General features: G+C 55.0%; 20 protein-coding genes. 8 read left to right on the top strand and 12 right to left on the bottom strand.

Going from position 1 to position 24,233, the window contains the following annotated elements; genetic code table 11:
• Nucleotides 1-26 precede the first annotated feature (26 nt).
• Complete coding sequence (locus J4613_RS11570) at nt 27-1,274, bottom strand: mechanosensitive ion channel family protein (RefSeq protein ID WP_001156969.1); 1,248 nt, start codon at nt 1,272-1,274, stop codon at nt 27-29.
• Between the two features lie 310 nt (nt 1,275-1,584).
• On the opposite strand from J4613_RS11570, the gene J4613_RS11565 reads away from it, so the two are divergent.
• Nucleotides 1,585-3,555 carry an autotransporter domain-containing protein gene (locus J4613_RS11565; RefSeq protein WP_111742415.1) on the top strand — a complete coding sequence of 657 codons (1,971 nt, stop codon included), beginning with the start codon at nt 1,585-1,587 and terminating at the stop codon, nt 3,553-3,555.
• Between the two features lie 266 nt (nt 3,556-3,821).
• Here the strand turns inward: J4613_RS11565 and nfsB are convergent, their stop codons facing one another.
• The 3 genes from nfsB to J4613_RS11550 form a co-directional block, all read right to left on the bottom strand.
• Nucleotides 3,822-4,475 (bottom strand): oxygen-insensitive NAD(P)H nitroreductase, encoded by a 654-nt coding sequence (gene nfsB / locus J4613_RS11560; protein ID WP_058112874.1) that lies wholly within the window; start codon nt 4,473-4,475, stop codon nt 3,822-3,824.
• Between the two features lie 96 nt (nt 4,476-4,571).
• Nucleotides 4,572-4,940 (bottom strand): MmcQ/YjbR family DNA-binding protein, encoded by a 369-nt coding sequence (locus J4613_RS11555; protein ID WP_023231625.1) that lies wholly within the window; start codon nt 4,938-4,940, stop codon nt 4,572-4,574.
• Complete coding sequence (locus J4613_RS11550; protein ID WP_000113613.1) at nt 4,940-5,521, bottom strand: TetR/AcrR family transcriptional regulator; 582 nt, start codon at nt 5,519-5,521, stop codon at nt 4,940-4,942. Before J4613_RS11550 ends, J4613_RS11555 begins: the two co-directional genes overlap by 1 nt.
• Before the next feature lie 288 nt (nt 5,522-5,809).
• On the opposite strand from J4613_RS11550, the gene J4613_RS11545 reads away from it, so the two are divergent.
• Nucleotides 5,810-6,151 (top strand): RamA family antibiotic efflux transcriptional regulator, encoded by a 342-nt coding sequence (locus J4613_RS11545; protein WP_000155633.1) that lies wholly within the window; start codon nt 5,810-5,812, stop codon nt 6,149-6,151.
• A gap of 5 nt (nt 6,152-6,156) precedes the next feature.
• Here J4613_RS11545 and J4613_RS11540 read toward each other — a convergent pair whose 3' ends face one another.
• The 4 genes from J4613_RS11540 to J4613_RS11525 form a co-directional block, all read right to left on the bottom strand.
• The gene (locus J4613_RS11540; protein ID WP_000682497.1) at nt 6,157-6,405 is read right to left on the bottom strand and encodes a DUF1158 family protein; all 249 of its coding nucleotides are present in this window, start codon (nt 6,403-6,405) and stop codon (nt 6,157-6,159) included.
• Between the two features lie 66 nt (nt 6,406-6,471).
• The gene (locus J4613_RS11535; RefSeq protein ID WP_001196908.1) at nt 6,472-7,590 is read right to left on the bottom strand and encodes a YbdK family carboxylate-amine ligase; all 1,119 of its coding nucleotides are present in this window, start codon (nt 7,588-7,590) and stop codon (nt 6,472-6,474) included.
• 11 nt (nt 7,591-7,601) lie between these two features.
• Entirely contained in the window at nt 7,602-8,306 is a 705-nt protein-coding gene (entD, locus tag J4613_RS11530; protein ID WP_111742414.1) for an enterobactin synthase subunit EntD, read from the bottom strand.
• 46 nt (nt 8,307-8,352) lie between these two features.
• Entirely contained in the window at nt 8,353-10,608 is a 2,256-nt protein-coding gene (locus J4613_RS11525; protein WP_079834980.1) for a TonB-dependent siderophore receptor, read from the bottom strand.
• Between the two features lie 188 nt (nt 10,609-10,796).
• Between J4613_RS11525 and fes the strand changes: the two genes are divergently transcribed.
• From fes to wzz(fepE), 4 genes are all read left to right on the top strand, one after another.
• The gene (fes, locus tag J4613_RS11520; RefSeq protein ID WP_111742413.1) at nt 10,797-12,011 is read left to right on the top strand and encodes an enterochelin esterase; all 1,215 of its coding nucleotides are present in this window, start codon (nt 10,797-10,799) and stop codon (nt 12,009-12,011) included.
• A 30-nt stretch (nt 12,012-12,041) separates the two neighbouring features.
• Nucleotides 12,042-12,260 carry an MbtH family protein gene (locus J4613_RS11515; RefSeq protein ID WP_080205980.1) on the top strand — a complete coding sequence of 73 codons (219 nt, stop codon included), beginning with the start codon at nt 12,042-12,044 and terminating at the stop codon, nt 12,258-12,260.
• Complete coding sequence (gene entF, locus J4613_RS11510) at nt 12,257-16,141, top strand: enterobactin non-ribosomal peptide synthetase EntF (RefSeq protein WP_111742412.1); 3,885 nt, start codon at nt 12,257-12,259, stop codon at nt 16,139-16,141. Before J4613_RS11515 ends, entF begins: the two co-directional genes overlap by 4 nt.
• A gap of 249 nt (nt 16,142-16,390) precedes the next feature.
• A complete protein-coding gene (wzz(fepE), locus tag J4613_RS11505; protein WP_001139584.1) occupies nt 16,391-17,527 on the top strand; it encodes an LPS O-antigen length regulator Wzz(fepE) in 1,137 nt (378 codons plus the stop codon).
• 51 nt (nt 17,528-17,578) lie between these two features.
• On the opposite strand, the gene fepC is transcribed toward wzz(fepE), so the two are convergent.
• Genes fepC through fepD form a run of 3 tightly spaced genes read right to left on the bottom strand, consistent with a single transcriptional unit; the run spans nt 17,579 to nt 20,366 of the window.
• Nucleotides 17,579-18,373, bottom strand: a complete 795-nt coding sequence (gene fepC, locus J4613_RS11500) for an iron-enterobactin ABC transporter ATP-binding protein (RefSeq protein ID WP_000140620.1) — start codon at nt 18,371-18,373, stop codon at nt 17,579-17,581.
• Nucleotides 18,370-19,359, bottom strand: coding sequence for an iron-enterobactin ABC transporter permease (gene fepG, locus J4613_RS11495; RefSeq protein ID WP_000480064.1), 990 nt, complete (start codon nt 19,357-19,359; stop codon nt 18,370-18,372). Before fepG ends, fepC begins: the two co-directional genes overlap by 4 nt.
• A complete protein-coding gene (gene fepD, locus J4613_RS11490; RefSeq protein WP_001277879.1) occupies nt 19,359-20,366 on the bottom strand; it encodes a Fe(3+)-siderophore ABC transporter permease in 1,008 nt (335 codons plus the stop codon). The genes fepG and fepD overlap by 1 nt, the downstream gene beginning before the upstream one ends.
• 110 nt (nt 20,367-20,476) lie before the next feature.
• Between fepD and entS the strand changes: the two genes are divergently transcribed.
• Nucleotides 20,477-21,721 carry an enterobactin transporter EntS gene (entS, locus tag J4613_RS11485; protein WP_001081663.1) on the top strand — a complete coding sequence of 415 codons (1,245 nt, stop codon included), beginning with the start codon at nt 20,477-20,479 and terminating at the stop codon, nt 21,719-21,721.
• A 62-nt stretch (nt 21,722-21,783) separates the two neighbouring features.
• Here the strand turns inward: entS and fepB are convergent, their stop codons facing one another.
• Nucleotides 21,784-22,740, bottom strand: a complete 957-nt coding sequence (gene fepB, locus J4613_RS11480) for a Fe2+-enterobactin ABC transporter substrate-binding protein (protein ID WP_001238985.1) — start codon at nt 22,738-22,740, stop codon at nt 21,784-21,786.
• A 308-nt stretch (nt 22,741-23,048) separates the two neighbouring features.
• Here fepB and entC point away from each other — a divergent pair, with 308 nt between their 5' ends.
• Nucleotides 23,049-24,224, top strand: coding sequence for an isochorismate synthase EntC (entC, locus tag J4613_RS11475; RefSeq protein ID WP_000367596.1), 1,176 nt, complete (start codon nt 23,049-23,051; stop codon nt 24,222-24,224).
• Nucleotides 24,225-24,233: the final 9 nt, after the last annotated feature.

Below are 24,233 nucleotides of genomic sequence, written 5' to 3'. Positions count from 1 at the left end.
CCATGCTCATGCGATCGGGCAATCCATTAATGGCGCAATGTCCCTGACAGCGCGCGAATATCGCTGCCGGTCGGCGTCTGATGAATACGCAAGCCGAACTCTTCCACCACGGCAAAAATATGGTCGAAAATATCGGCCTGAATGCTCTCATATTCCAGCCATATGACGGTATTGGTAAAGGCGTAGATCTCTATCGGCAAACCATGATCGTCAGGCGCCAGTTGGCGTACCATCAGCGTCATATCTTTACGGATGCGCGGATGGTGGCGTAAATATTCGTTCAGATAGGCGCGAAATGTCCCGATATTGGTCATTCGGCGGTGATTTAAGGCTGATTCCGGCGCATCCAGTTGTTTATTCCATTCATCGATTTCCTGATGACGGCTGGTAAGGTACGGCTTTAACAGTTGCGCGGTTAACAGCCGCTGTTTTTCATCATCATCCAGAAAATGGATACTGGTCGCGTCAATATTAATGCTGCGTTTAATCCGGCGTCCGCCGGACGCAGACATGCCGCTCCAGTTTTTGAACGAATCGGAAACCAGCGACCAGGTGGGAATGGTGGTGATGGTATTATCCCAGTTGCGTACTTTTACCGTGGTTAAGCCAATATCAATGACCGCGCCATCTGCGCCATATTTTGGCATCTCCAGCCAGTCGCCTAGTTTGAGCATATCGTTGGCGGAAAGCTGGATACCGGCAACCAGGCCAAGAATCGGGTCTTTAAAGACCAGCATTAATACCGCGGCCATCGCGCCCAGCCCGCTGATTAAAATTGCTGGTGACTGGCCAATCAGCAGTGAGATCATCAGAATGCCGACGATAATTGCGCCGATGAGCTTAATACCCTGAAATATTCCTTTTAGCGGTAGCTGAGAGGCGGCGGGCCATTTTTGCGATAGATTGAAAATCACGTCCAGCAAGGAAAATAACGACAGCAGGGCGTAGGTCATAATCCATAACTGCGCGCAGGTCGTCAGGATATCCGCAGCCTCACTGCCTTTTTGTAGCCAGAGCGCGGCCTGAATATTGACAATGATGCCTTGCAGCGTAAAAGCCAGACGATGGAATAATTTATTCTGGGTAATAATTTGCAGCCACAGGCGGGAACTGGCGCTGGCACGTTTTTCGAAAGCGCGCAGTACTATCCAGTGCAAAATAATATGCACGACAACTGCTGTCAGAAAAATAATACCAAATATCACCACCAGCGACGTGGTGTGATTCATTTCAATTCCCGCTAAATCTTCTACCTGGGATATCAATTCCTGCATAATCTCTCCTTTATAAACAGCAGCCTATGATGACTGCTGAATGGCATTTATGCAAATCAGGACGCCTGCGCTTCAGGCATAATCAGCAACAGACGGGTAAAAGCGCCTCTGGGGTTATCCATACGCTATATTTTATCCAGCGCCCTATAAACGTCGTTATTTTACGCGGTTCCCTCTTTTTGAACAGGCGCCAGTCCGTCAACAATGAATGAAAACTTTTTAACCAGAATGTTTAAAACGATTGTAATATCTCTGTCGGATAATGATTAGCACCGTCGTACCTATCAACAATAACATTAAGGAACATCGGATGACCCAAAAGCGTACCCTGCTAAAATACGGCATACTCTCGCTGGCGCTGGCCGCGCCATTATCTGCCTGTGCGTTTGACTCTCTTACGGTAATTGGCGATAGCCTTAGCGATACCGGAAATAACGGTCGCTGGACCTGGGATAGTGGTCAAAATAAGCTCTACGACGAACAGTTGGCCGAACTATATGGGCTGGCATTAAGCCCTTCCAGCAATGGCGGCTCTAATTATGCCGCCGGCGGCGCGACGGCGACCCCGGAATTAAACCCGCAGGATAATACCGCCGATCAGGTACGGCAGTGGCTTGCCAAAACGGGGGGAAAAGCCGACCACAACGGTTTGTATATTCACTGGGTCGGCGGAAACGATCTGGCGGCGGCCATCGCGCGACCTGCCATGGCACAGCAAATAGCTGGTAATAGCGCCACTAGCGCGGCGGCGCAGGTAGGGCTGTTACTGGATGCCGGCGCCGGGCTGGTCGTGGTGCCAAACGTACCGGATATTAGTGCGACGCCAATGCTTCTGGAGGCGGTAATCACCGCCGGGCTGGGCGCAGCGGCGCCCCCGGCGCTAAAAGCGGCGTTAGATGCGCTGGCGGAGGGAGCTACGCCTGATTTCGCCAGTCGGCAACAGGCGATCCGCAAGGCGCTGCTGGCGGCGGCTGCAACGGTAAGCAGCAATCCATTTATTCAGCAACTGCTCGTTGAACAACTGCTGGCGGGCTATGAAAAGGCGGCAGGGCAGGCGTCAGCTCTGACCGATTATTATAATCAGATGGAAGAGAAGGGGCTGGAGCAACACGGCGGCAATATAGCCCGTGCCGATATCAACGGCCTCTTTAAGGAAATTCTTGCCAACCCGCAGGCGTTTGGTCTGACAAATACCGTAGGTATGGCCTGCCCGCCGGGCGTATCCGCTTCGGCGTGCTCCTCGGCAATGCCTGGATTTAATGCATCGCAGGACTATCTGTTTGCCGATCATTTACATCCCGGTCCGCAGGTCCATACCATTATTGCGCAATATATCCAGTCGATCATTGCCGCGCCGGTACAGGCGACATATCTAAACCAAAGCGTTCAGTCGATGGCGCAAGGTAGTCGTACCACGCTTGACAGCCGTTATCAGCAGCTTCGCCAGGGGGAAAATCCTGTTGGTTCACTGGGCATGTTCGGTGGATACAGCGGGGGATATCAACGTTATGATAATAATGAGGCCGACGGGAACGGTAATCATAATAATCTGACGGTTGGCGTCGATTATCAGCTTAACGAGCAGGTACTGCTGGGAGGGCTGATAGCCGGTTCTCTGGATAAGCAACATCCTGACGATAATTATCGTTATGACGCCCGCGGTTTTCAGGCCGCCGTATTCAGCCATTTACGCGCCGGTCAGGCGTGGCTGGATAGCGATTTACACTACCTGTCCGCTAAATTCAGTAACATTCAGCGCAGTATCACGCTCGGTGCGCTAAGACGGTTGGAAGAGGGCGAAACCAACGGGCAGCTGTGGGGCGCGAGGTTAACCAGTGGTTATGATTTTGTCATGATGCCGTGGTTAACGACCGGACCGATGCTGCAATATGCATGGGATTACAGCCACGTTAATGGCTATAGCGAGAAGCTCAATACCAGTACATCAATGCGTTTTGGCGACCAAAACGCCCATTCGCAGGTGGGTGGCGCTGGCTGGCGTCTGGATCTTCGCCACAGCATCATTCACTCCTGGGCGCAGATTAATTATCGCCGTCAGTTTGGCGATGATACGTATGTGGCGAACGGCGGCCTTAAATCGACCGCGCTGACGTTTAGCCGCGACGGAAAAACGCAGGATAAAAACTGGGTTGATATCGCGATTGGCGCAGATTTTCCGCTGTCGGCAACAGTGTCCGCTTTCGCCGGGATGGCGCAAACGGCAGGGTTAAGCGATGGCAATCAAACCCGTTATAACGTTGGGTTTAGCGCCCGATTTTGATGACACGCCAGGGAGGGCCAACCCCGTGGTGACAATATCGCCATCGTAGGCGCAAACCGGTGTCACGCCGTTTTCTCCTTCATCCAGATAGGGGGTATCCAGATATGGCAAACGGCGTGCCAGTTTTAAATATTATTTATTTTCAATAGGTTGAAAGAGGAAGTTAACACTAGCGATGTAAAACCTGGCACTTCGCGCCATTGATCATTGAGGAACCTGGCAGAAAGGTGAAAAAAGCCGGACGGGCGTCCGGCTTAGGCAGGGGATTAGACTTCCGTCAGTGTGGTTTCAAGCGGCAGACGTGATTTCGGCAGCCCGGCGTTGAAATCCTCGACGCTATGATGGCCGACCGGCACCACGACCAGACTGGTATAGCCTTTTTCTTTCAGACCAAATTCAGCGTCGAGCACCTCGGCGTCGAAACCTTCAATGGGGACGGCATCGAGACCCATCGCGGCGACGCCCAGCAGAAAGTTGCCGACGTTCAGATAAACCTGCTTCGCCATCCACTGGTGGTCATCTTTCAGCGAGACGCGGTGCATATCGGCGAAAAAGCGGCGACCTTTATCATTTGCCGCTTTAGCTTCCGGCGTAGCGAAACGGCCATCAGCATCTTCCTGATCGACGACGCGCTCAAGCCATGCGTCATCCATTGCGGTTTTGGCGCAGAAGACCACCACATGGGAGGCGTCCAGCATTTTGCGTTCGTTGAACGTGTAGTTTCCGGCAGCGGATTTTGCGACACGCGCTTTGCCTTCTTCCGTACTGGCGACAATAAAGTGCCACGGCTGGGAATTGGTGCTGGAGGGGCTGTACTGTAGTAGTGTTTTTACTTTATCCGCTTCTTCGGCGGTCAGTTTTTTGCTGGGATCGAACGCCTTAGTGGAGTAGCGCTTTAAGGCGACAGAAACGATATCCATAAATGCTCCTGGTTGGTTTAGTACCCTTTTGTATCAGCAGGGTACCGGGTTATCGGTAAAAAGATAAGGGAGGAAAATGCGGAAACGGTTATTGCATCAGCGCGGTCGCAGGCGCAGTTGCTCTCTTTTAGGCAGCCCGTCTACGACCAGATTCCATGAGTCATTTATCAAATCGTTGAGTAGCGAGACGGTGATATCCTCGCCCGCATAGACTGAAATCCAGTGTTTCTTATTCATGTGATAGCCAGGCGCAATGCTGGGGTAAATTTGTTGATTTACCAGGGATTTTTGGGGATCCGACTTCAGGTTCACCACTGGGCGACAGTGATGTTCAGTGAACAGCATGAATATTTTGCCGCCGACTTTAAACACATCGTACTGTGGGCCGAAAGGCCAGCAGTGTTCGGTAAAAGGCAGTTCCAGCGCACAGCGTTTTGCCCAGGCGTGCAGTGTTTGACCGTCCATTATTGCTCCTCGCGAGTCAGCGCGCGCCACATCGCTTCGAATCCCAGCGCAATATATTCGCCAGCGCGAGCGGGATCGCGCGCGGCGAAATCCATTGTTGTTTCAGCCAGCGCCAGAAAAAGGCCGTCGCCGAAGGCGCGGTACTCATCCGACATAAACACCATCAAAACGGAACGATGACATAAATCGCGCAATTCGGGGAACATATCGTCGGCCCGTTGTTCCGTCTCTTTGGTGAGCTTTTCGCTGACAGCCAGTTGACGGATCGCCCGGTGGCGCGCGGGATGGTTCAGACCCCAACTGATGTAACTGTTCCAGATAAAGCGGGTCATCGTTTTGGCATCGGTAATGGATCGATCCAGCTCCATTATCATTGACTGGCAGAGATCCTGCTTTAAATGCAAATACAACGTGTTAATCAGCTCATCTTTGGTCGCGAAATAGCGAAACAATGTTCCTTCTGCAACACCTGCGTTACGCGCAATCACCGCCGTTGAGGCGGCGATACCGGATTGCGCTATCGCCTGGGTTGCCGCCTCCAGTAATGCTTGTTTTTTGTCTTCACTCTTCGGACGAGCCACTACACGTTACCCTTATGTCTGGAAAAACATGATTGAATCATGCCCGTTGTCGCGTCGCAACGGTGAATGTCAACCTTTGAAAAGTACCTTGACGGCGTATCTTTGCTTTCTATAATGAGTGCTTACTCACTCATAATCAAGGGCTGCCGCATGAAGTGGTAGAAAAGCCTATTGCAGGCCATGCGATAAGCTGTCTCACAATTTGTGTGGTTATTACTATGCTTATTGCTGTTGCCGTAAATGTGCGGTGCGGGAGCCGCTGACGAGTTTGATAGAGGGGAGAGCACGATGACCATTTCCGCTCAGGTTATCGACACGATTGTCGAGTGGATTGATGATAATTTGAATCAGCCGTTACGTATTGATGATATTGCCCGTCATGCGGGGTATTCCAAGTGGCACCTGCAGCGCCTTTTTATGCAGTACAAAGGGGAGAGTCTGGGGCGCTACGTGCGTGAACGGAAGCTAAAACTGGCGGCGCGCGACCTGCGCGACACCGACCAGAAGGTGTATGATATTTGTCTCAAGTATGGTTTTGATTCGCAGCAAACCTTTACGCGCATTTTTACCCGCACGTTCAACCTGCCGCCAGGCGCTTATCGTAAAGAAAAGCATGGCCGTACGCATTGAAATGTTTAATCGGCCAGCGAAAACCAGCGCCGCCAGATAAAGCGAATAACATAATATTCCAGCGCGCCGAGCAACAGAAACCATAAACAAAACAACAAAGTATAAAGCTGGTTGAGATCCATAAGATGAAAGATCCCGACCAGTTTTTGCGCCAGCGCAAGGCCGAGCGAAGGGGCGGGCAGCAGCAGGCTGGAGAGCAACGCCATCAGCAAAATACCGGCAGCGGTCATCAATGATTCAAGCGGGTGTTTCATGGCTTTGTTAAACGTAAGTTAAAACGCCATTGTCCGGGATATCGCCTGGTAAGGCAAATATGCTGTCTATTGTCCCGCCCAGATTTCACAATGTTTTTGTACCAGACCTATCAGCGATCCGCCGTCGGCAATAAACTCCCGCATATATTGCGCTTCGTTACCGCCTTTTTTCACCTGCAGACGTAGCGCGTCAATGGCGCTGTCGGCGCCCAGCTTGCGCGCAGAGGGGGTAACGTTGTCCAGCAGACGCAGCGTATCATCTGCCAGGCGACGGCGGTCGCCGGTATAGGCATCGGTTAGCACGCCCTCCAGACCATAGCGGCAAGCCTGAAAACGGTTGAATTTATATAACAGATAGTCTTGTTCCTGCGGTTTAAAGGGACGCTCGGTCAGCAGCCAGTGCGCGGTCGCCTGAATCAACCCTGCCATATTGATGGCATGATCAAGGGTGAGCGGCGTATCCATCACCCGAACTTCTACCGTGCCAAAGGCCGGGCTGGGGCGGATATCCCAGTGCAAATCTTTGATGCTGTCGATCATCGTGGTGTAAGACAGACGGCGAAATAGTCCGGCAAACTCTTGCCAGTTACTGACCCACGGCATGGGACCGTTATCGGGAAAAGCGGAAAAAATATTCAGGCGCGCGCAGGCAAAACGGGTGTCAGATCCTTGCATATAGGGGGACGCGGCGGAGAGCGCAATAAAGTGCGGCACAAAATGCGACAGCCCGTGTAAAAGATAAATCGCATCGTCGCCGTTCGCGCAGCCGACGTGGACATGCTGGCCGAAAACCGTCGCCTGTTGAATTAAGTAGCCGAAATTTTCCAGCGTGCGTTGATAGCGCTCATTATCACAGACCTCCTGACGCTGCCATTTTTGAAAAGGGTGCGTACCGCCGCCGCAAATGCCGAGATGGTGTTCCGACGCCGCCTGTAAAATAACGTGCTGCATGGCAGAAAGTTGGGCCGCCGCCTGGTCAATATCGCGGCAGACGCCCGTGGCCATCTCCAGCATACTTTCGGTGATATCGTGCTTAATTTCTCCCGCAGTAAGTTGGGGCTTAACGGCGTCGATCAGCGTAGAAGAGTCCTGGCTTAAATCGTAGCCAGGTGGATTGATCACCTGCATCTCCAGCTCAATACCAAGCGTATAAGGTTCAGAAACGTGAAAATCATTCAGCGCCATAGCGATCTCATTTATCGGGGGATTGCGCTAAGTATAGAAGCGGGAGCGCTCCTGTCGTGGGGAAAGCGCGTTATTGCAGAAACAAGAGTAATAACTCTATTGCCACGTTGAAACCATTCTGTACGGACGGTACGTTCAGCCATCGTGGCGGCAAAGGCTGGCAGCAGATGTAACGAGATGTGCGTGGCGGTAAGCGAGGTAACTTTTGCGCTATTGAATCCCGGGAGCGTGACGCGGTCTGAAAAGGCTTTATAAACGCTCTCTTTGGCGGAGAAAGCCAGCGTCAGGGCAATCGGAAAAGGGAGCGAGCTCGCCTGGAGAATTTGGCGCTCATCGCTATCAATAATGGACGGCGCCAGCTCTGTCGCCGTGTGTTGACTCATGATTTTTTCTATATCAATGCCAATACGCTGTCGGGATATGACGGCCAGCGCCGTTGTCGCACAGTGGCTGATGCTGCCAAATAGGCCGTCCGGCCATAGCGGCTGTCGCTTGTCGCCAATACCGGGCACTGTCCTGACGCCCACCTCGCGTAGCGCATGAACGGCGGCGATGCGGCCTGCCAGATGTTCAGCTTTACGCTTGCGTCCGGCAGACCGGAGCCGATCGTGATGAGGCAGCCATAGCAGGTCGTGTTCGTGAAAGCTGCTCGCATCAAAGTCGACGATATGCAGCCTGTGTCCGGCAAAGGGAAGGGGAAAATGAGATGTCCGCATCGTTTTTTGCTAATTCCCTCCCCGAATGAGGGAGGGAAGGTTGCCATCAGAAATGGGTATTAATGCTCATATACCACGTACGTCCCGGTTCGTTATAGGTGTACGCGCCAGCGCCCGCCATATAAGCGCCAGTTTGAGTATCCCTGACGGTTTGCGCGTTACCTTCACGCCACAGACGTTTGTCAAAGAGGTTATCCACGCCACCGGTCAGGCTGACATTTTTGGTCACGTCCCAGGTCGCGCTCAGGCCAACAATACTGTATGGGCTGACCGCTTGCTTATCTGTTCCGGTAACGGGGTTACCCTGATAATCATATTTCTTTGGCTCTTGTTTGCCGTACCAGGTGAAGGTCGATTGCAGAGAAACGTCCTGACGTACCTGCCAACTCAGGGTTGAGTTAAGCGTGTACTGTGGAATAATCGACAGGCGTTCGCCGGTCTCTTTGTTTTTGCTCTGCAGCATATACGTAACGTTATTCGTCCAGTTGACGGTGTCGCTAACCGGTACGTTTAACGTGCCTTCCAGACCTTCAACGACCGCTTTCGGCACGTTCTCCCACTGATAGACATCCGTTTTGCCGTTATTGATACGCTGCAACGGCACTGTACCCGCTTCAATCTTATTGCGGTAATCATTGCGGAACCAGGTGACGCCGGCCAGCCAGCCATCGCGTTTAAATTCCAGACCGATCTCTTTATTGATGCTGGTTTCGGCTTTCAGATCATCGTTACCCATCATATAGCAGCCGATGCCGGTACCCGCGCCAGTCGCGTAGCAACCCTGACCTTTACTGTACAAAATATAGTTTGGGTTAGTCTGGTACAGACTCGGGGCTTTATAAGCGCGGGCGATCCCCATTTTCAGGGTAAAGTCATCCCCCAGACCTTGCGACAGGTTCAGCGACGGGCTCCAGTTATCCCCCACAATACTGTGATGATCGAAACGTAGCCCCGGCGTCAGCATGGTGCTGTCGGTCAGTTCCATGTTGTTTTCAGCAAACAGAGAGAAAATTTCCGCTTTTGAATAGGGGCTACGATTGGTACTGCTGTAACCCGGGATATTTCCCCCCATAAAGGTTTGCGAGTTGGAGAGCTCGTCTTTCATACGCTGTTGGGCCCATTCAGTACCCAGCGTCAGGTTTTGATTGACCAGCAGATCGAAAGGAAGGCTCACTTCGCTGTGTAGGGTGACGTCATTCAAATCGGCATCGGCATATTTTTGCGATGCTTTGGGATCGAAAATTCCTTCGGTGCCGCCTGCCAAGCCTTCCGGCATCCGGGAGTTACGGGTATGTTCGTATTGCACCCAGTTACTGGTGGTTACGCCATTATTCCAGCCGCCGTTCCAGGTCAGAGAGTAGTTCTGCCGATAGAGGCGGTTCGTCTCTTTTCCGTAATTATCTTTCACCAGTTGGTTCGTATTGGTGTTCTGAGTATCGCCGGCATAGAGATTGCCCTGGCGACTGTATCCGGCCTCCAGCTCCAGAGACTGAAGCGGAGCAAAATCCCAACGAACCACACCGTTGATATCTTTGTTAATGACCCCCTCGCGTCCTGCCGGTAGCGTGTCGGCGTAACTCCCGGTACGTTCAGACTGATGCCCCTGATTAATATTACGCGCATCCGCCTGCGTTTTGTCGAGGTTGCCATACAGACGGAAGCTGAAATCCCCGCCCAGCGGGCCGTTCAGGCTAAAGTTAGTGCGTTTGGTTGCGCCTTCGTCTTTATGTTCCGGCGCGTTGAAATAGGTATTCCAGGAGCCGTGCCACTCGCTACCGCCTTTTTTGGTAATGATATTGACCACGCCACCCGCCGCGCCGTTACCGTAGCGTGCGGCGGCAGGGCCACGCAGCACTTCAATGCGTTCGATCATCTCCGGCGGCACCCACGCGGTATCGCCACGGGTATCGCGTTCGCCGCGCCAGCCCAGGCGCACCGAGTTACGGCTGGTGACGGGTTTACCGTCTATCAGGATAAGGGTGTTTTCCGGCCCCATGCCGCGAATATCGATTTGGCGGTTATTCCCGCGCTGACCGCTGGTGGAGTTGCCGGTCAGGTTCACGCCCGGCATGGTGCGGATGATTTCTGACACGTCGCGCGCGGGCGGATTTTTGCGGATCTCATCGGCGGTGATAGTGGATACGCCAGGCGCCTGTAGGTTTTGCTGGGCAGCGGTCACCACGATGGTGTCTTCATTGGTGAGCGCAGCGCTATCGGTTTTGTCTTCCGCCATCACGGGCAGAGCGGCCCCGTAAATCCCTAAATTGACCAGTAAGGTCAGGGAATGAATCTTCTTGTTCATTGTATATCCTGCTTTTCTTTAGCCACATAAGCCAAAGCGCCCGTCAAAGGCATTGGCCGGGTGGTGAAATTGTGTTCGCGCGTCCCATAGTGCGACAATACGCTATTGCAAATGCAAATAGTTATCAATAATATTATCAATATATTTCACCTTTTATATACAAAATTCATAATAAACACAGGGTTATAATGAAAGAGGCGCTGGCAACGGGAAGTGAGGCCTGGTGGAGGACGAAAACCGGGCCGGAATGGATACGGGAAAAAGACGGAAATTATCGGGTCACTTTTTGGTGGCGCGACCCGCAGGGAAACGAAACACACTCCCCGATACGGCGTGTCTGGGTCTACATCACTGGCGTAACCGATCATCATCAAAACGCGCAGCCTCAGACGATGGCGCGTATTGCCGGAACGGATGTCTGGCGCTGGAGTACGGCGCTTAGCGCTAACTGGCGCGGCAGCTACTGTTTTATTCCTACCGAACGCGATGACGTTTTTGCCGCTTTTGCGCCGGGCGAAACGCCTGATCGGAACGCACTGCGTGAAGGCTGGCGACAGTTATTACCACAGGCGATAGCCGACCCGCTTAATTCGCGAAGCTGGCGGGGAGGACGTGGTCATGCGGTTTCAGCGCTGGAAATGCCGGATGCGCCCCTTCAGCCGGGATGGGATCGTCCTGAAACGCCGTACTCGCCGCCTTTGATGATGCAGTGGCATAGCGAACGTCTGGGTAACTCCCGCCGCGTATGGATATTGACGACCGGAGACGAGGCGCCGGAGGAAAGACCGTTGGCTATTCTGCTGGACGGTCAATTCTGGGCGGAAAATATGCCCGTCTGGCCCGCACTCGCCTCGCTGACTTATCAACGCCTGCTTCCCGGTGCCATCTATCTGCTGATTGACGCGATTGATACTCAACACCGCAGCCAGGAGTTGCCCTGCAATGCCGACTTCTGGCTGGCGGTGCAGCAGGAACTGTTGCCGCAAGTCAGAGCCGTGACGCCTTTTAGCGATGATGCCGGACGAACGGTGGTCGCCGGACAGAGCTTTGGTGGCCTGTCGGCGCTGTATGCCGGCCTGAACTGGCCGACGCGTTTTGGCTGTGTACTAAGCCAGTCAGGATCGTTCTGGTGGCCTCATCGCATCACCCCGCCGGAGGGGGAAGTCATTACCCGGCTGAAAACCGGCGCATTATGCGCGCGCGGACTGCGTATCGTACTGGAAGCCGGCGTGCGTGAGCCGATCGTGTTTCAGGCGAATCAGGCGCTTTATGCCCAACTGAATACCTCGCAGCAGTCCATTTTCTGGCGTCAGGTTGACGGCGGACACGATGCGCTTTGCTGGCGCGGCGGGCTAACGCAAGGGCTGATGCTGCTTTGGCAGCCGCTTATCGACACGCTTTAACCGGGCACATGTCCATGACAGGAGTTGAGTATGGAATTCAGTAATCCCTTCGATAATCCGCAGGGACAGTTTTACATCCTGCAAAATGCGCAGCGTCAATTCAGCCTTTGGCCAGCGGCGTGCGCGCTTCCCGCAGGATGGGACGTGGTATGCGAACCGCAATCGCAGGACGCGTGCCAGCAGTGGCTTAATACGTGCTGGACAACCCTGAACCCGGCGCATTATGCCGATAAGCAGGAGGCGAAATGACGCAGCGTTTACCGTTAGTCGCCGCCCAGCCGGGGATCTGGATGGCGGAAAAACTCTCTGATTTACCCTCCGCCTGGAGCGTGGCGCACTACGTGGAACTGAATGGCGAGCTGGATGCCCCCTTGCTGGCAAAAGCGGTAGCGGTAGGGATGCAACAGGCGGATACGCTACGGATGCGTTTTACCGAAGAGAACGGCGAGGTCTGGCAATGGATAGATCCTGAGCACACCTTCGGCGAGCCCCCGATTGCCGATTTACGCGACCAGCCCGATCCGCATCACGCGGCGCTGGCGTTAATGCAGGCGGATTTACGGCAAAACCTGCGCGCAGATAGCGGTAAGCCGCTGGCGTTTCACCAGTTAATCCGCATTGATGATACCCGCTGGTATTGGTATCAGCGCTATCACCATTTGCTGGTGGATGGCTTTAGCTTCCCGGCGATAACCCGCCAGATTGCGGCGATTTATCGCGCCTGGCAGAGCGACGCCCCTACGCCGGAGTCGCCTTTTACCCCCTTTGCGGATGTGGTCGAGGAATATCAGCGCTATCACCAGAGCGAGGCCTGGCAGCGTGACGGCGCCTTCTGGGCGCAGCAGCGCCGCGAGCTGCCGCCGCCGGCGTCAATTTCTGCCGCGCCGCTGCCGGGGCGGTCGGCGAGCGCGGATATTCTGCGTATGAAATTGAGCGCGCCGGCGGGGGCGTTTCGCCAACTGGCGGCGCACATGCCTGAGATACCGCGAGCGGATCTTGCCCTGGCGCTGGTGACGTTGTGGCTGGGACGATTATGCGGGCGTATGGATTATGCCGCCGGATTTATCTTTATGCGGCGGATGGGCTCGGCGGCGTTAACGGCGACCGGGCCTGTCCTTAACGTGTTGCCGCTGGCGGTTAACCTTCATGCGACGGAAGATCTGCCAACGCTGGCGAAGCGTCTTGCGGCGCAGTTAAAGAAGATGCGCCGCCACCAGCGTTACGACGCCGAACAGATTGTACGCGATAGCGGGCGAGCCGCAGGGGAAACGCCGCTATTTGGCCCGGTGCTCAATATAAAAGTGTTTGATTATCATCTGGATCTTCCTGGCATACAGGCGCAAACCCATACCCTGGCGACGGGGCCGGTTAACGATCTTGAACTGGCGCTTTTTCCGGATGAAAACGGCGGTCTGGATATTGAATTGCTGGCGAATGCACAGCGTTACGATGATGCCACGCTCTCCCGCCATGCCTTACGATTGATGGCGCTTATCACGCAGTTTGCGGATAACCCGGCGCTGCGCTGCGGCGATGCGCAAATGCTGCTGGCGGAAGAACAAACGCAATTAGCACACCTTAATAATACGGCGGTAACGATTCCCGCCGCCACGCTTAGCGATTTGGTGGCGCAGCAGGCGCAAAAAACGCCAGAGGCTTCCGCGTTGGCAGATGCGCATTATCACTTTACCTACCGTGAAATGCGCGAACAGGTTGTGGCGCTGGCATACGCGCTGCGGGAACGCGGCGTTCAGCCTGGCGATAGCGTGGCGGTGGCGTTGCCGCGGTCGGTTTTTCTGACCTTAGCGCTGCACGGCATTGTCGAAGCGGGCGCCGCCTGGCTGCCGCTGGATACCGGTTATCCTGACGATCGGCTGCGAATGATGCTGGAAGATGCGCAGCCGAAACTGTTAATTACGACTCAGGCGCAGCTGGCGCGCTTTCACGATATTCCGGGGATGGAATATTTGTGTTATAGCCAACCGCTACCGGTCAGTGACGCCACTCCGCTGGGGCTGTCGTTACCGCATCATACCGCTTACATCATTTTCACCTCTGGCTCGACGGGCAGGCCGAAAGGGGTGATGGTGGGACAAACGGCGATAGTCAACCGGCTGCTGTGGATGCAGGATCACTATCCGTTGACGGCGGATGATGTAGTAGCGCAAAAAACGCCGTGCAGTTTTGACGTCTCAGTATGGGAGTTTTTCTGGCCGTTTATCGCCGGGGCGAAACTGGTGATGGCCGAGCCGGAAGCGCACCGCGACCCGCTCGCGATGCAGCGGTTCTTTGCGCAATACGGCGTCACGACCACTCATTTTGTGCCGTCGATGCTGGCGGCCTTTATTGCCTCGCTCACGCCAGCGTCGGCTGGGAAAAGCTGCGCTTCCTTAAAGCGCGTTTTCTGTAGCGGCGAGGCCCTGCCGACGGCGCTGTGCCGCGAATGGGAGACGTTAACCAACGCGCCGCTACACAATCTGTACGGGCCAACGGAGGCCGCGGTGGATGTGAGCTGGTATCCGGCCTGTGGCGATGAGCTGGCGGCTGTTGACGGCAACAGCATCCCGATTGGTTATCCCGTCTGGAATACCGGTTTACGTATTCTCGATGCGCATATGCAGCCGGTGCCGCCGGGCGTGGCTGGCGATCTCTATCTTACCGGTATCCAACTGGCGCAGGGCTATCTGGGGCGTCCGGATCTTACCGCCAGCCGTTTTATCGCCGATCCTTTTGCGCCAGGCGAACGGATGTACCGTACCGGAGATGTGGCGCGCTGGCTGGATTCCGGCGCGGTAGAATACCTGGGGCGCAGCGACGATCAGCTCAAAATTCGGGGGCAACGTATTGAACTGGGCGAGATTGACCGCGTCATGCAAACGCTGCCGGATGTTGAACAGGCGGTAGCACATGCCTGCGTCTTTAATCAGGCGGCGGCGACGGGCGGGGATGCCCGGCAACTGGTCGGCTATCTGGTGTCGCACTCCGGTTTGCCGCTGGATTTACCGGCGCTGCAGGAAAAATTACGCCAAAAACTTCCCGCGCATATGGTGCCGGTTGTGCTGTTGCAACTTGCCAGCTTGCCGCTTAGCGCTAATGGCAAGCTGGATCGCAAAGCCCTGCCGCTGCCGGACCTGACGCCGCGCGTGAAAGGGCGTGCGCCGCAGTCCGCAACGGAGATTGCTGTCGCCGCGGCGTTTTCCCGCCTGCTGGGCTGTGAGATTAACGACGTTGAAAGTGATTTCTTTGCGCTGGGCGGACATTCGCTGCTGGCGATGAAACTGGCCGCGCAGCTAAGTCAGACGTTTAACCGTCAGGTGACGCCGGGGCAGGTGATGGTGGCGTCTGACGTGGCGCAGTTAAGTAAGCTGCTCGATACTGACGATGACGAACGCTCGCGCAATCTGGGGTTCGGGCCGCTGTTGCCGCTGCGTGAAAGCGATGGTCCAACGTTATTTTGTTTCCATCCGGCGTCGGGGTTCGCCTGGCAATTTAGCGTATTATCACGCTATCTCAGCCCGTCGTGGTCGATTATGGGGATTCAGTCGCCGCGCCCCGCTGGCCCTATGCAAACCGCAACCACCCTTGATGAGGTATGTGAACATCATCTGGCGACATTGCTCGCCCGGCAGCCGCATGGCCCTTATTATTTATTAGGCTATTCGCTGGGCGGGACGCTGGCGCAAGGGATCGCCGCCCGGTTGCGCGCACGCGGCGAAACGGTGGCGTTTTTGGGGTTACTGGACACCTGGCCGCCGGAAACGCAAAACTGGCGGGAAAAAGAGGCGAATGGCCTCAATCCGGACGTATTGGCGGAAATTGAACGTGAACGCGCTGCGTTTGTCGCCGCGCAGGAGGGAAATGCCTCCGAAGCCTTATTTACCGCCATTGAAGGCAATTATGCGGATGCCGTCCGTTTGCTGACGACGGCGCATAGCGTACCGTTTGATGGACATGCTACGCTCTTTGTGGCGGATAAAACGGTGCCGGAAGGCGTATCGCCTGAACAGAGCTGGTCGCCGTGGATAGCGTCTTTGGCTATTTATCGCCAGCCGTGCGCGCATGTAGATATTATTTCTCCCTCCGCTTTTGAAACTATCGGGCCCATCATCAGCGAACTTATTAATAAATAACGGGCGTTGTTTCTGCCTTTAACAAATTAAATCCTGAAACCCATAATAATTACTAATTATTATGGGTTTTTTATTGCAACTATTAATTCTTTTAACATAAGTGATACATGCTACAGGCAAGTTTAATTCCGAATATTTAGCTTTTCGGGCACTGGCGCGCAAAGAGTGTTTCGGATAATTCTGACTTGCTGTTAGAATCTCTGACAGGAATGTGTTCTTTCATTGGATAAAGTTTTCAGGTCATACGGCATGCCATCTCTTAATGTAAAACAAGAAAAAAATCAGTCATTTGCAGGTTATTCACTGCCGCCCGCCAACAGTCATGAAATCGATTTGTTTAGCCTTATAGAGGTGTTATGGCAGGCGAAACGTCGTATTCTTGCTACCGTTTTCGCCTTTGCGTGCGTGGGGTTGCTTCTGTCCTTTCTGCTGCCGCAAAAATGGACCAGCCAGGCGATTGTCACACCGGCGGAGTCGGTACAGTGGCAGGGGCTGGAGAGAACGTTGACCGCGCTGCGCGTGTTGGATATGGAGGTAAGCGTTGATCGGGGCAGCGTATTTAATCTGTTTATTAAAAAGTTTAGCTCGCCCTCGCTGCTGGAAGAATATCTTCGTTCTTCTCCGTATGTCATGGATCAATTAAAAGGCGCGCAAATAGACGAGCAGGATCTTCACCGGGCGATTGTCCTGCTGAGCGAAAAAATGAAAGCGGTGGACAGTAATGTCGGCAAGAAAAATGAAACGTCGTTATTCACGTCGTGGACGCTGAGTTTTACCGCGCCGACGCGGGAAGAAGCGCAAAAAGTGCTGGCTGGCTATATTCAGTACATCTCCGATATCGTCGTGAAAGAGACGCTGGAAAATATTCGTAACCAGCTGGAAATCAAAACCCGCTATGAGCAGGAAAAGCTGGCGATGGATCGGGTGCGTCTCAAAAATCAGCTTGATGCCAATATTCAACGTCTTCATTATTCGCTGGAAATCGCCAACGCCGCCGGTATTAAGAGACCGGTTTACAGCAATGGTCAGGCGGTAAAAGATGATCCGGATTTTTCTATTTCTCTCGGCGCGGATGGTATTTCCCGCAAACTGGAAATTGAAAAAGGGGTAACGGACGTGGCCGAGATCGACGGTGATTTGCGTAACCGTCAATACCATGTTGAACAACTGGCGGCAATGAATGTGAGTGACGTGAAGTTTACCCCGTTTAAATATCAACTGTCGCCGTCTCTGCCAGTGAAAAAAGATGGCCCGGGTAAAGCCATCATTATTATCCTGGCGGCGTTGATTGGCGGTATGATGGCCTGCGGCGGCGTATTACTGCGTCACGCGATGGTCTCGCGTAAAATGGAAAACGCGCTGGCGATAGATGAACGGTTAGTCTGATTTACCCAAAAGCCGGATAGCGATATCCGGCTTTGTCATCTGTGTGGGCGACTATCGCCGCCCCAGCGGTACCACCAGCGGCGTCCCGGCAACCGGATCGTCGATAATCATACAGCGCAGTCCATAGATTTTTTCGATAAGCTCAGCGGTAACAATCTCTTTCGGCGCGCCCTGTGCGACAATATTACCTTCGCGTAATGCAATCAAATGCGTGGCGTATCGGCAGGCCTGATTCAGGTCATGCAGGACGGCGGCGAGCGTATAGCCTTTTTCGCGGTTGAGATCGCTTAACAACTCCAGCAAATCAATTTGATGGCTAATATCCAGCCACGTTGTCGGCTCATCCAGCAGCATGATGGACGTTTCCTGCGCCAGCACCATGGCTATCCACGCCCGCTGACGTTGGCCGCCGGACAGAGTGTCTACACTTTGCGCCGCCAGTGAGGTGATACCTGTTGCACGCATGGCACTGGCGACGGCATCGGCATCTTCCTTACGCCAGCGGGTAAATAACGGCTGATGCGGATACCGCCCTCTGGCGACCAGCTCTTGTACGGTGATATCGCCCGGCGTGGTAGCGTTTTGCGCCAGCAATCCGATGCGCCGCGCCACCTCTTTACTGGCGTAACGCTGTATCTGTTCGCCATCCAGCCAGACATGGCCGTCAACAGGCGTCATCAGACGGCTTAGCGTGCGTAGCAACGTCGACTTGCCGCAGCCGTTAGGGCCGATGATAGCGGTAAAATGGCCGTCCGGAATCGAAACATTAAGGTTTTTTGCGACGGTATAGCTGCCATAACCCAGCGTTAACTGGTCGCCGCGCAAACGGGCTACGGATTCGGTCATTTTTTGCGGGACTCCTGAATTAACAAGACGATAAGGTAAATACCGCCGAGGCTGACGGTGACCACGCCCACTGGAAGCTGATAAGGCATAAACAGTTGCTGCGCGCACGCATCGGCGGCCAGTAGTAATAATGCGCCGCACAGCGCCGACTGGGTTAATCCCCAGCGCGCTGTGCCGCTAAGACGGCGGGCGATGTGCGGCGCGACAAGGGCAATAAACGAGATGGGGCCAGCCAGTGCCGTTGCCGCAGCGGTGAGCGACACCGCCACCAGCATCAGCATCAGGCGTGACCGCTCCACGCTAACACCCAGCGCGCAGGCGCTGTCATCGCCCATCTCCAGCAGCCGCATACGACGCACCAGTAGCGCGGCGCCTGTCAGCATTACAATAATCAGCGGCGCTGAAGGCCAGGTTTTTGCCCATGTCAGACCGTTGAGCGACCCGGCGTTCCATAAGCCGGCGGTGAGCGCCGTTTCCAGCGACGCCTGCAACAGAAGCCAGGTATTAAAGGCGACTAACATCGCGCGGATGCCGATACCGATGATAATCAGCCGGAAAGTTTCAATCCCGTTACGCCAGGCGAGCAGCCAGACAATCAATGACGTGACGATACCGCCCGCCATTGCCGCCAGCGCGATCGCGGTAAGATGCTGGCCAAACAGGACCATTGCGACCAGTACGCCGCTCCAGGCGCCAGTATTAAAGCCCATCACATCAGGGCTGCCTAGCGGGTTACGCATCAACGACTGAAAAATCGCGCCACTGACGCCAAGCGCAGCGCCAATCAGTAGCGCCATTAATACGCGCGGTAGTCGCCATTCGGTTACGACAAGGGTGATGTTACGCGGCGCGTCGCCCAGCAGCGCGGCAATAATCTGCCCGGTCTCAAGGGGCACGGCACCGCTTTGCAGGCTCCATAAGCCAATGGCGAAGCAGCCAGCCGCCAGAAGCAGGCAACTTACGATAAGCCGACGAGAAAGAAACATCACAGGCCGCCTCCGTTCGATTTACGGCGTACCAGAAAGATAAGTACCGGCGCGCCGATAAACGCACTGACGACCGATACCCGGAGTTCGCCCGGCACCAACAGACGACCAATAATATCGGCAAAAAGCAGCAGAGCAGGGGTTGCCAGTAGCGTCACTGGCAGCGACCAGCGGTGGTCTGCGCCCACCAGCCAACGCGCCATATGCGGCATCATCAGACCAATAAAGGCGATAGGGCCGACCAGCGCCGTTGCGCTGCCGCACAAGACGGTAATCGCCAGTAAACCGATAAGTTGGGTGCGCGCCACTTTACTCCCCAGCGCCGTCGCGGTATCGCTGCCGAGGCTCAGGCTGTTCAGCGCACGGCTCAGAAATAGCGCCACGATCCCAGCGATAACCACGGGCGCGAGCGCGACTTTCAACGTTTGCAGGCTACGAATGTCCAGCGATCCCGCCTGCCAGAAGCGAAGCTGGTCATAGACCTCTGGATTTAACAGCGCGATGCCACTGGTCAGTCCTTCCAGTACCGCGCCAAGCGCCACGCCCGCCAGTGTCAGGCGGACCGGGCTTAACTGGCCGCCGCCCTGACTACCGGTGAAGGCGACAATCAGCGATGCGATAAGCGCGCCGCTAAATGCCATGAAAAGCTGCTCCAGCGGCGTGGAGAAACCAAACAGCGCCGCGCCCAGTACAATGGCGAAGCTGGCGCCGTTGTTAACGCCCAGAATCCCCGGGTCGGCGAGCGGGTTACGAGTGAGTGTTTGCATGAGCGCCCCGGCGAGGCCCAACGCGCCGCCTGCCAGTAATCCGGCCAGCGTACGCGGCAAACGCGCATCCAGGACGATGGTGCAATCGGCGCTTTGGCACACGCCGGTGAACGCCTCCAGCACGACGGCGGCGGGCAGCGGTTTCGCGCCAATGACCAGGCTTAAAACCGCGGCGAGACTCAGTAATAACAACAATCCGGGCACGGCAAACGCGCGCGTCACGGAAAACGAGCATGACATAGTAACTTCCCTGATAATGATAGTAATTATCGTTATCTATCTTGTTTGGTTATGTTAGCATGTGCAGCCATTGAATGGATATTTAAAAAAACTCGCATTAAGGCGTTGTAATGAATCGACAATCCTGGCTGCTCAATCTCAGCCTGTTGAAGACGCACCCTGCATTTCGCGCAGTATTTCTGGCCCGTTTTATCTCTATTGTCTCGCTGGGGCTGCTTGGCGTGGCGGTTCCGGTACAGATCCAAATGATGACGCACTCCACCTGGCAGGTAGGGCTGTCGGTAACGTTAACCGGCGGCGCCATGTTTATTGGCTTAATGGTGGGCGGTGTGCTGGCCGATCGCTACGAACGTAAAAAGGTGATTCTGCTGGCGCGCGGTACTTGCGGTATTGGCTTTATTGGCCTGTGCGTGAACGCGCTGTTGCCGGAACCCTCATTGCTGGCGATATATCTCCTTGGCCTGTGGGACGGCTTTTTCGCGTCTCTGGGCGTGACCGCGTTACTGGCGGCGACGCCAGCGCTGGTCGGAAGAGAAAATCTGATGCAGGCTGGCGCGATTACCATGCTGACGGTACGTCTGGGATCGGTTATTTCCCCGATGTTGGGGGGCATATTGCTTGCCAGCGGCGGCGTAGCCTGGAACTATGGGCTGGCGGCCGCCGGGACGTTTATTACGCTATTGCCGTTACTGACGCTGCCGCGACTGCCTGTTCCTCCGCAGCCGCGGGAAAATCCATTTATCGCGTTACTGGCGGCATTTCGTTTTTTGCTCGCCAGTCCGCTTATCGGCGGTATTGCGCTGCTTGGCGGCCTGGTGACGATGGCAAGCGCGGTACGCGTCCTCTATCCGGCGCTGGCGATGAGCTGGCAAATGTCGGCGGCGCAAATTGGTTTGCTGTATGCGGCAATTCCGCTGGGGGCGGCCATTGGCGCGCTGACCAGCGGACAACTGGCGCATAGCGTTCGTCCGGGGCTCATTATGCTGGTTTCGACAGTCGGTTCTTTTCTGGCGGTGGGGGTGTTCGCCATCATGCCGGTCTGGATCGCAGGTGTTATCTGTCTGGCGCTATTTGGCTGGCTTAGCGCCATCAGTTCGTTATTACAATACACTCTGCTGCAAACCCAGACGCCGGAAAATATGCTGGGGCGAATGAACGGCCTGTGGACCGCGCAAAACGTCACGGGAGACGCTATCGGCGCGGCGCTGTTAGGCGGTCTTGGCGCAATGATGACGCCGGTCGCTTCCGCGAGCGTGAGTGGATTCGGGCTGGTGATTATCGGTTTGCTGCTGCTGTTAGTGCTGGGCGAGCTACGCCGTTTTCGCCAGACGCCGCCGGTTAGCGATGCTGGCTGATGAAGGGGCGTTTATCCGACTGACCAAATCGGTCTGGTCAGTCGGATAAGACTCCGATAAGGCTAAAACAGGGCGGCAAGCCGGTTAAGCAACAATGTTGCGCTGTAATAATCCAGACGGAACGTCTCCGTACCCAGGGCATAGACGCGCTTATTTTGCACCGCTGGCAGGTGCGCCAGCAGCGGATTGGCGTAAAGGGCCGCGACATCTTTGTTGTCGCCGGCAAACAGGAAAAGAGATTCGCCGTTTAACCCGGCGGCCAGATTTTCACCGCCAAGCTGAATGATATCGTGGCGCTTACCCTGGCTTTTGCTGGTTTGCAGCCCTCGGGGCAATGTCGCCAGCGTAAAGCCTAACTGCGTCAATAGCTTGCCTTGTGCTGATTCTGGCGTCCACAGATTGGCGCTATGCGCGGCAGGGGTATACACCAGCGCGCTAACCGGCTGCGGCGGCAGGGCGATTCGCTGTTTAACCGTCGTCAGTTGCGCCTCAAACTCCGCTATTCGCGCGGCGGCCTGTTTCTCCTGACCGGTGATCTCGCCAAGTTGCGTGAGCAAACTCTGCCAGCTTTTATCGTCATAATTGATGACGAGTGTCGGCGCGATAGCGGAGAGCTGATCGTAAAGCGCCAGCGCGGAGTCGCCGCCGGTGGCGCTAATCAAAATGAGATCCGGCATTTGCGCGGCGACCGTTTCGGCATTCGGTTCGCCGATGTACAGCCGGGCGACATGGCGAGCCTTTGCTACGTCGCTCCACTGGCGCATAAACCCTTGATCGTCGGCAAAGCGGTTATTCGGCGTAGTGGCTCCGCTGGCGACGACGGGCGCATCAATCGCCAGCAGCGAGCCTGTCAACGTCACGCTGGTAGAGACGATACGCGCGGGTTTGTGGTCCAGAGTATGAACGCCGCGGCTGTCCTGGATTTGCCGGGGCCAACCGGCGTCCTGGGCTAAGGATATTCCTGAAATTGATATACCAACCACTAAAAGCAGCCAACGATAAAAGGCGGGGAGTCTCACAATAGCGTCCTGTTATTAATAAAGTTAATGCTTCTCATTTTCATGTCAGCAGCAGCGAGATGCAAGCCTTAGTGCCATTTAACTCATGACCAGAGTTGACAGAGCGACGTTTTACTCTTAGGTTAGCGCACTAAAAATAGAAATAATAATCATTATTATACACAAAATCATTCAAGAAGCATCGCGACGGCAAGGGAAGAAATCCCCGCGAGCATAGATAACTGTGTGACCGGGGTTTCTGAGCGCAGCCAACAAAGAGGCAGCTTGAAAGATGAAGTGTATATAAGCCTTTATCATTGGAGGATGATATGGATATGTCACTGGCCGAGGACGCTCAGGAGACAATGGCAACGCTTGCTCCCGATCGCTTTTTCTTCATGTCGCCGTATCGCAGTTTTACCACTTCCGGGTGCTTCGCCCGTTATACCGAGCCTGCGGTTGCCGGCGATTCGCCGGATAGCCCTTTCCAGCAGAAATTGCGCCAGCAGTTTGCCGAGGCCAAATCGCAGGGCATCGCCAACCCTATCCTGGTGGGGGCGATCCCCTTTGATACCCGTCAGCCGTCGTCGCTATTTATCCCGATGGCGTGGCAGTCCTTTTCTCGCCAGCAAAAGCAGCGCACGGCGCGTTATTTTACTGACCATCAGCCGCTGACGGTGACGGCGCGAAAGGCGATTCCGGAGCAGGATGCTTTTGAAGCGATGGTCGCACGCGCGGCTATGCTGACCGCCACGCCAGACGTCGATAAAGTGGTGCTTTCCCGGCTGATAGATATCACCACTGATGTGGCGGTGGATAGCGGAGCATTGCTGGAGCGGCTGGTTGCGCAGAATCCAGTTAGTTACAACTTCCATGTGCCACTGGCGGATGGCGGCGTTCTGCTGGGCGCCAGCCCCGAATTGCTGCTACGCAAGGAGGGCGAGCGGTTTAGTTCGCTGCCGTTAGCAGGCTCGGCACGCCGACAGCCGGATGACGTTCTGGATCGCGAGGCGGGAAACCGACTGCTGGCTTCACAAAAAGATCGCCATGAACATGAGCTGGTGACGCAGGCGATGAAGCAGATCCTGCGCGATCGCAGCACGGAACTGCAATTACCTTCCTCTCCGCAGTTGATCACCACGCCGACGCTATGGCATCTCGGTACGCCGTTTGAGGGCAAGGCCAACGCCGGAGAAAACGCGCTGACGCTGGCCTGTCTGCTGCATCCAACGCCTGCGTTAAGCGGTTTCCCTCATCAGGTCGCGAAAAAGCTGATTGCTGAACTGGAACCGTTCGATCGTGAACTGTTTGGCGGCATTGTCGGCTGGTGCGACGCCGAAGGAAACGGCGAGTGGGTAGTGACGATTCGTTGTGCGAAATTGCACGGTAATCAGGTGCGCCTGTTCGCTGGCGCCGGGATTGTCCCTGCCTCTTCGCCAGTCGGCGAGTGGCGGGAAACCGGCGTCAAGCTCTCTACGATGTTGAACGTTTTTGGACTGCATTAAGGAACGATG

It is taken from the genome of Salmonella sp. 32020114201800008SM, from assembly GCF_017572025.1.
GTDB lineage: Bacteria > Pseudomonadota > Gammaproteobacteria > Enterobacterales > Enterobacteriaceae > Salmonella > Salmonella enterica.
This window is presented reverse-complemented; position numbering and strand designations above follow the sequence as displayed.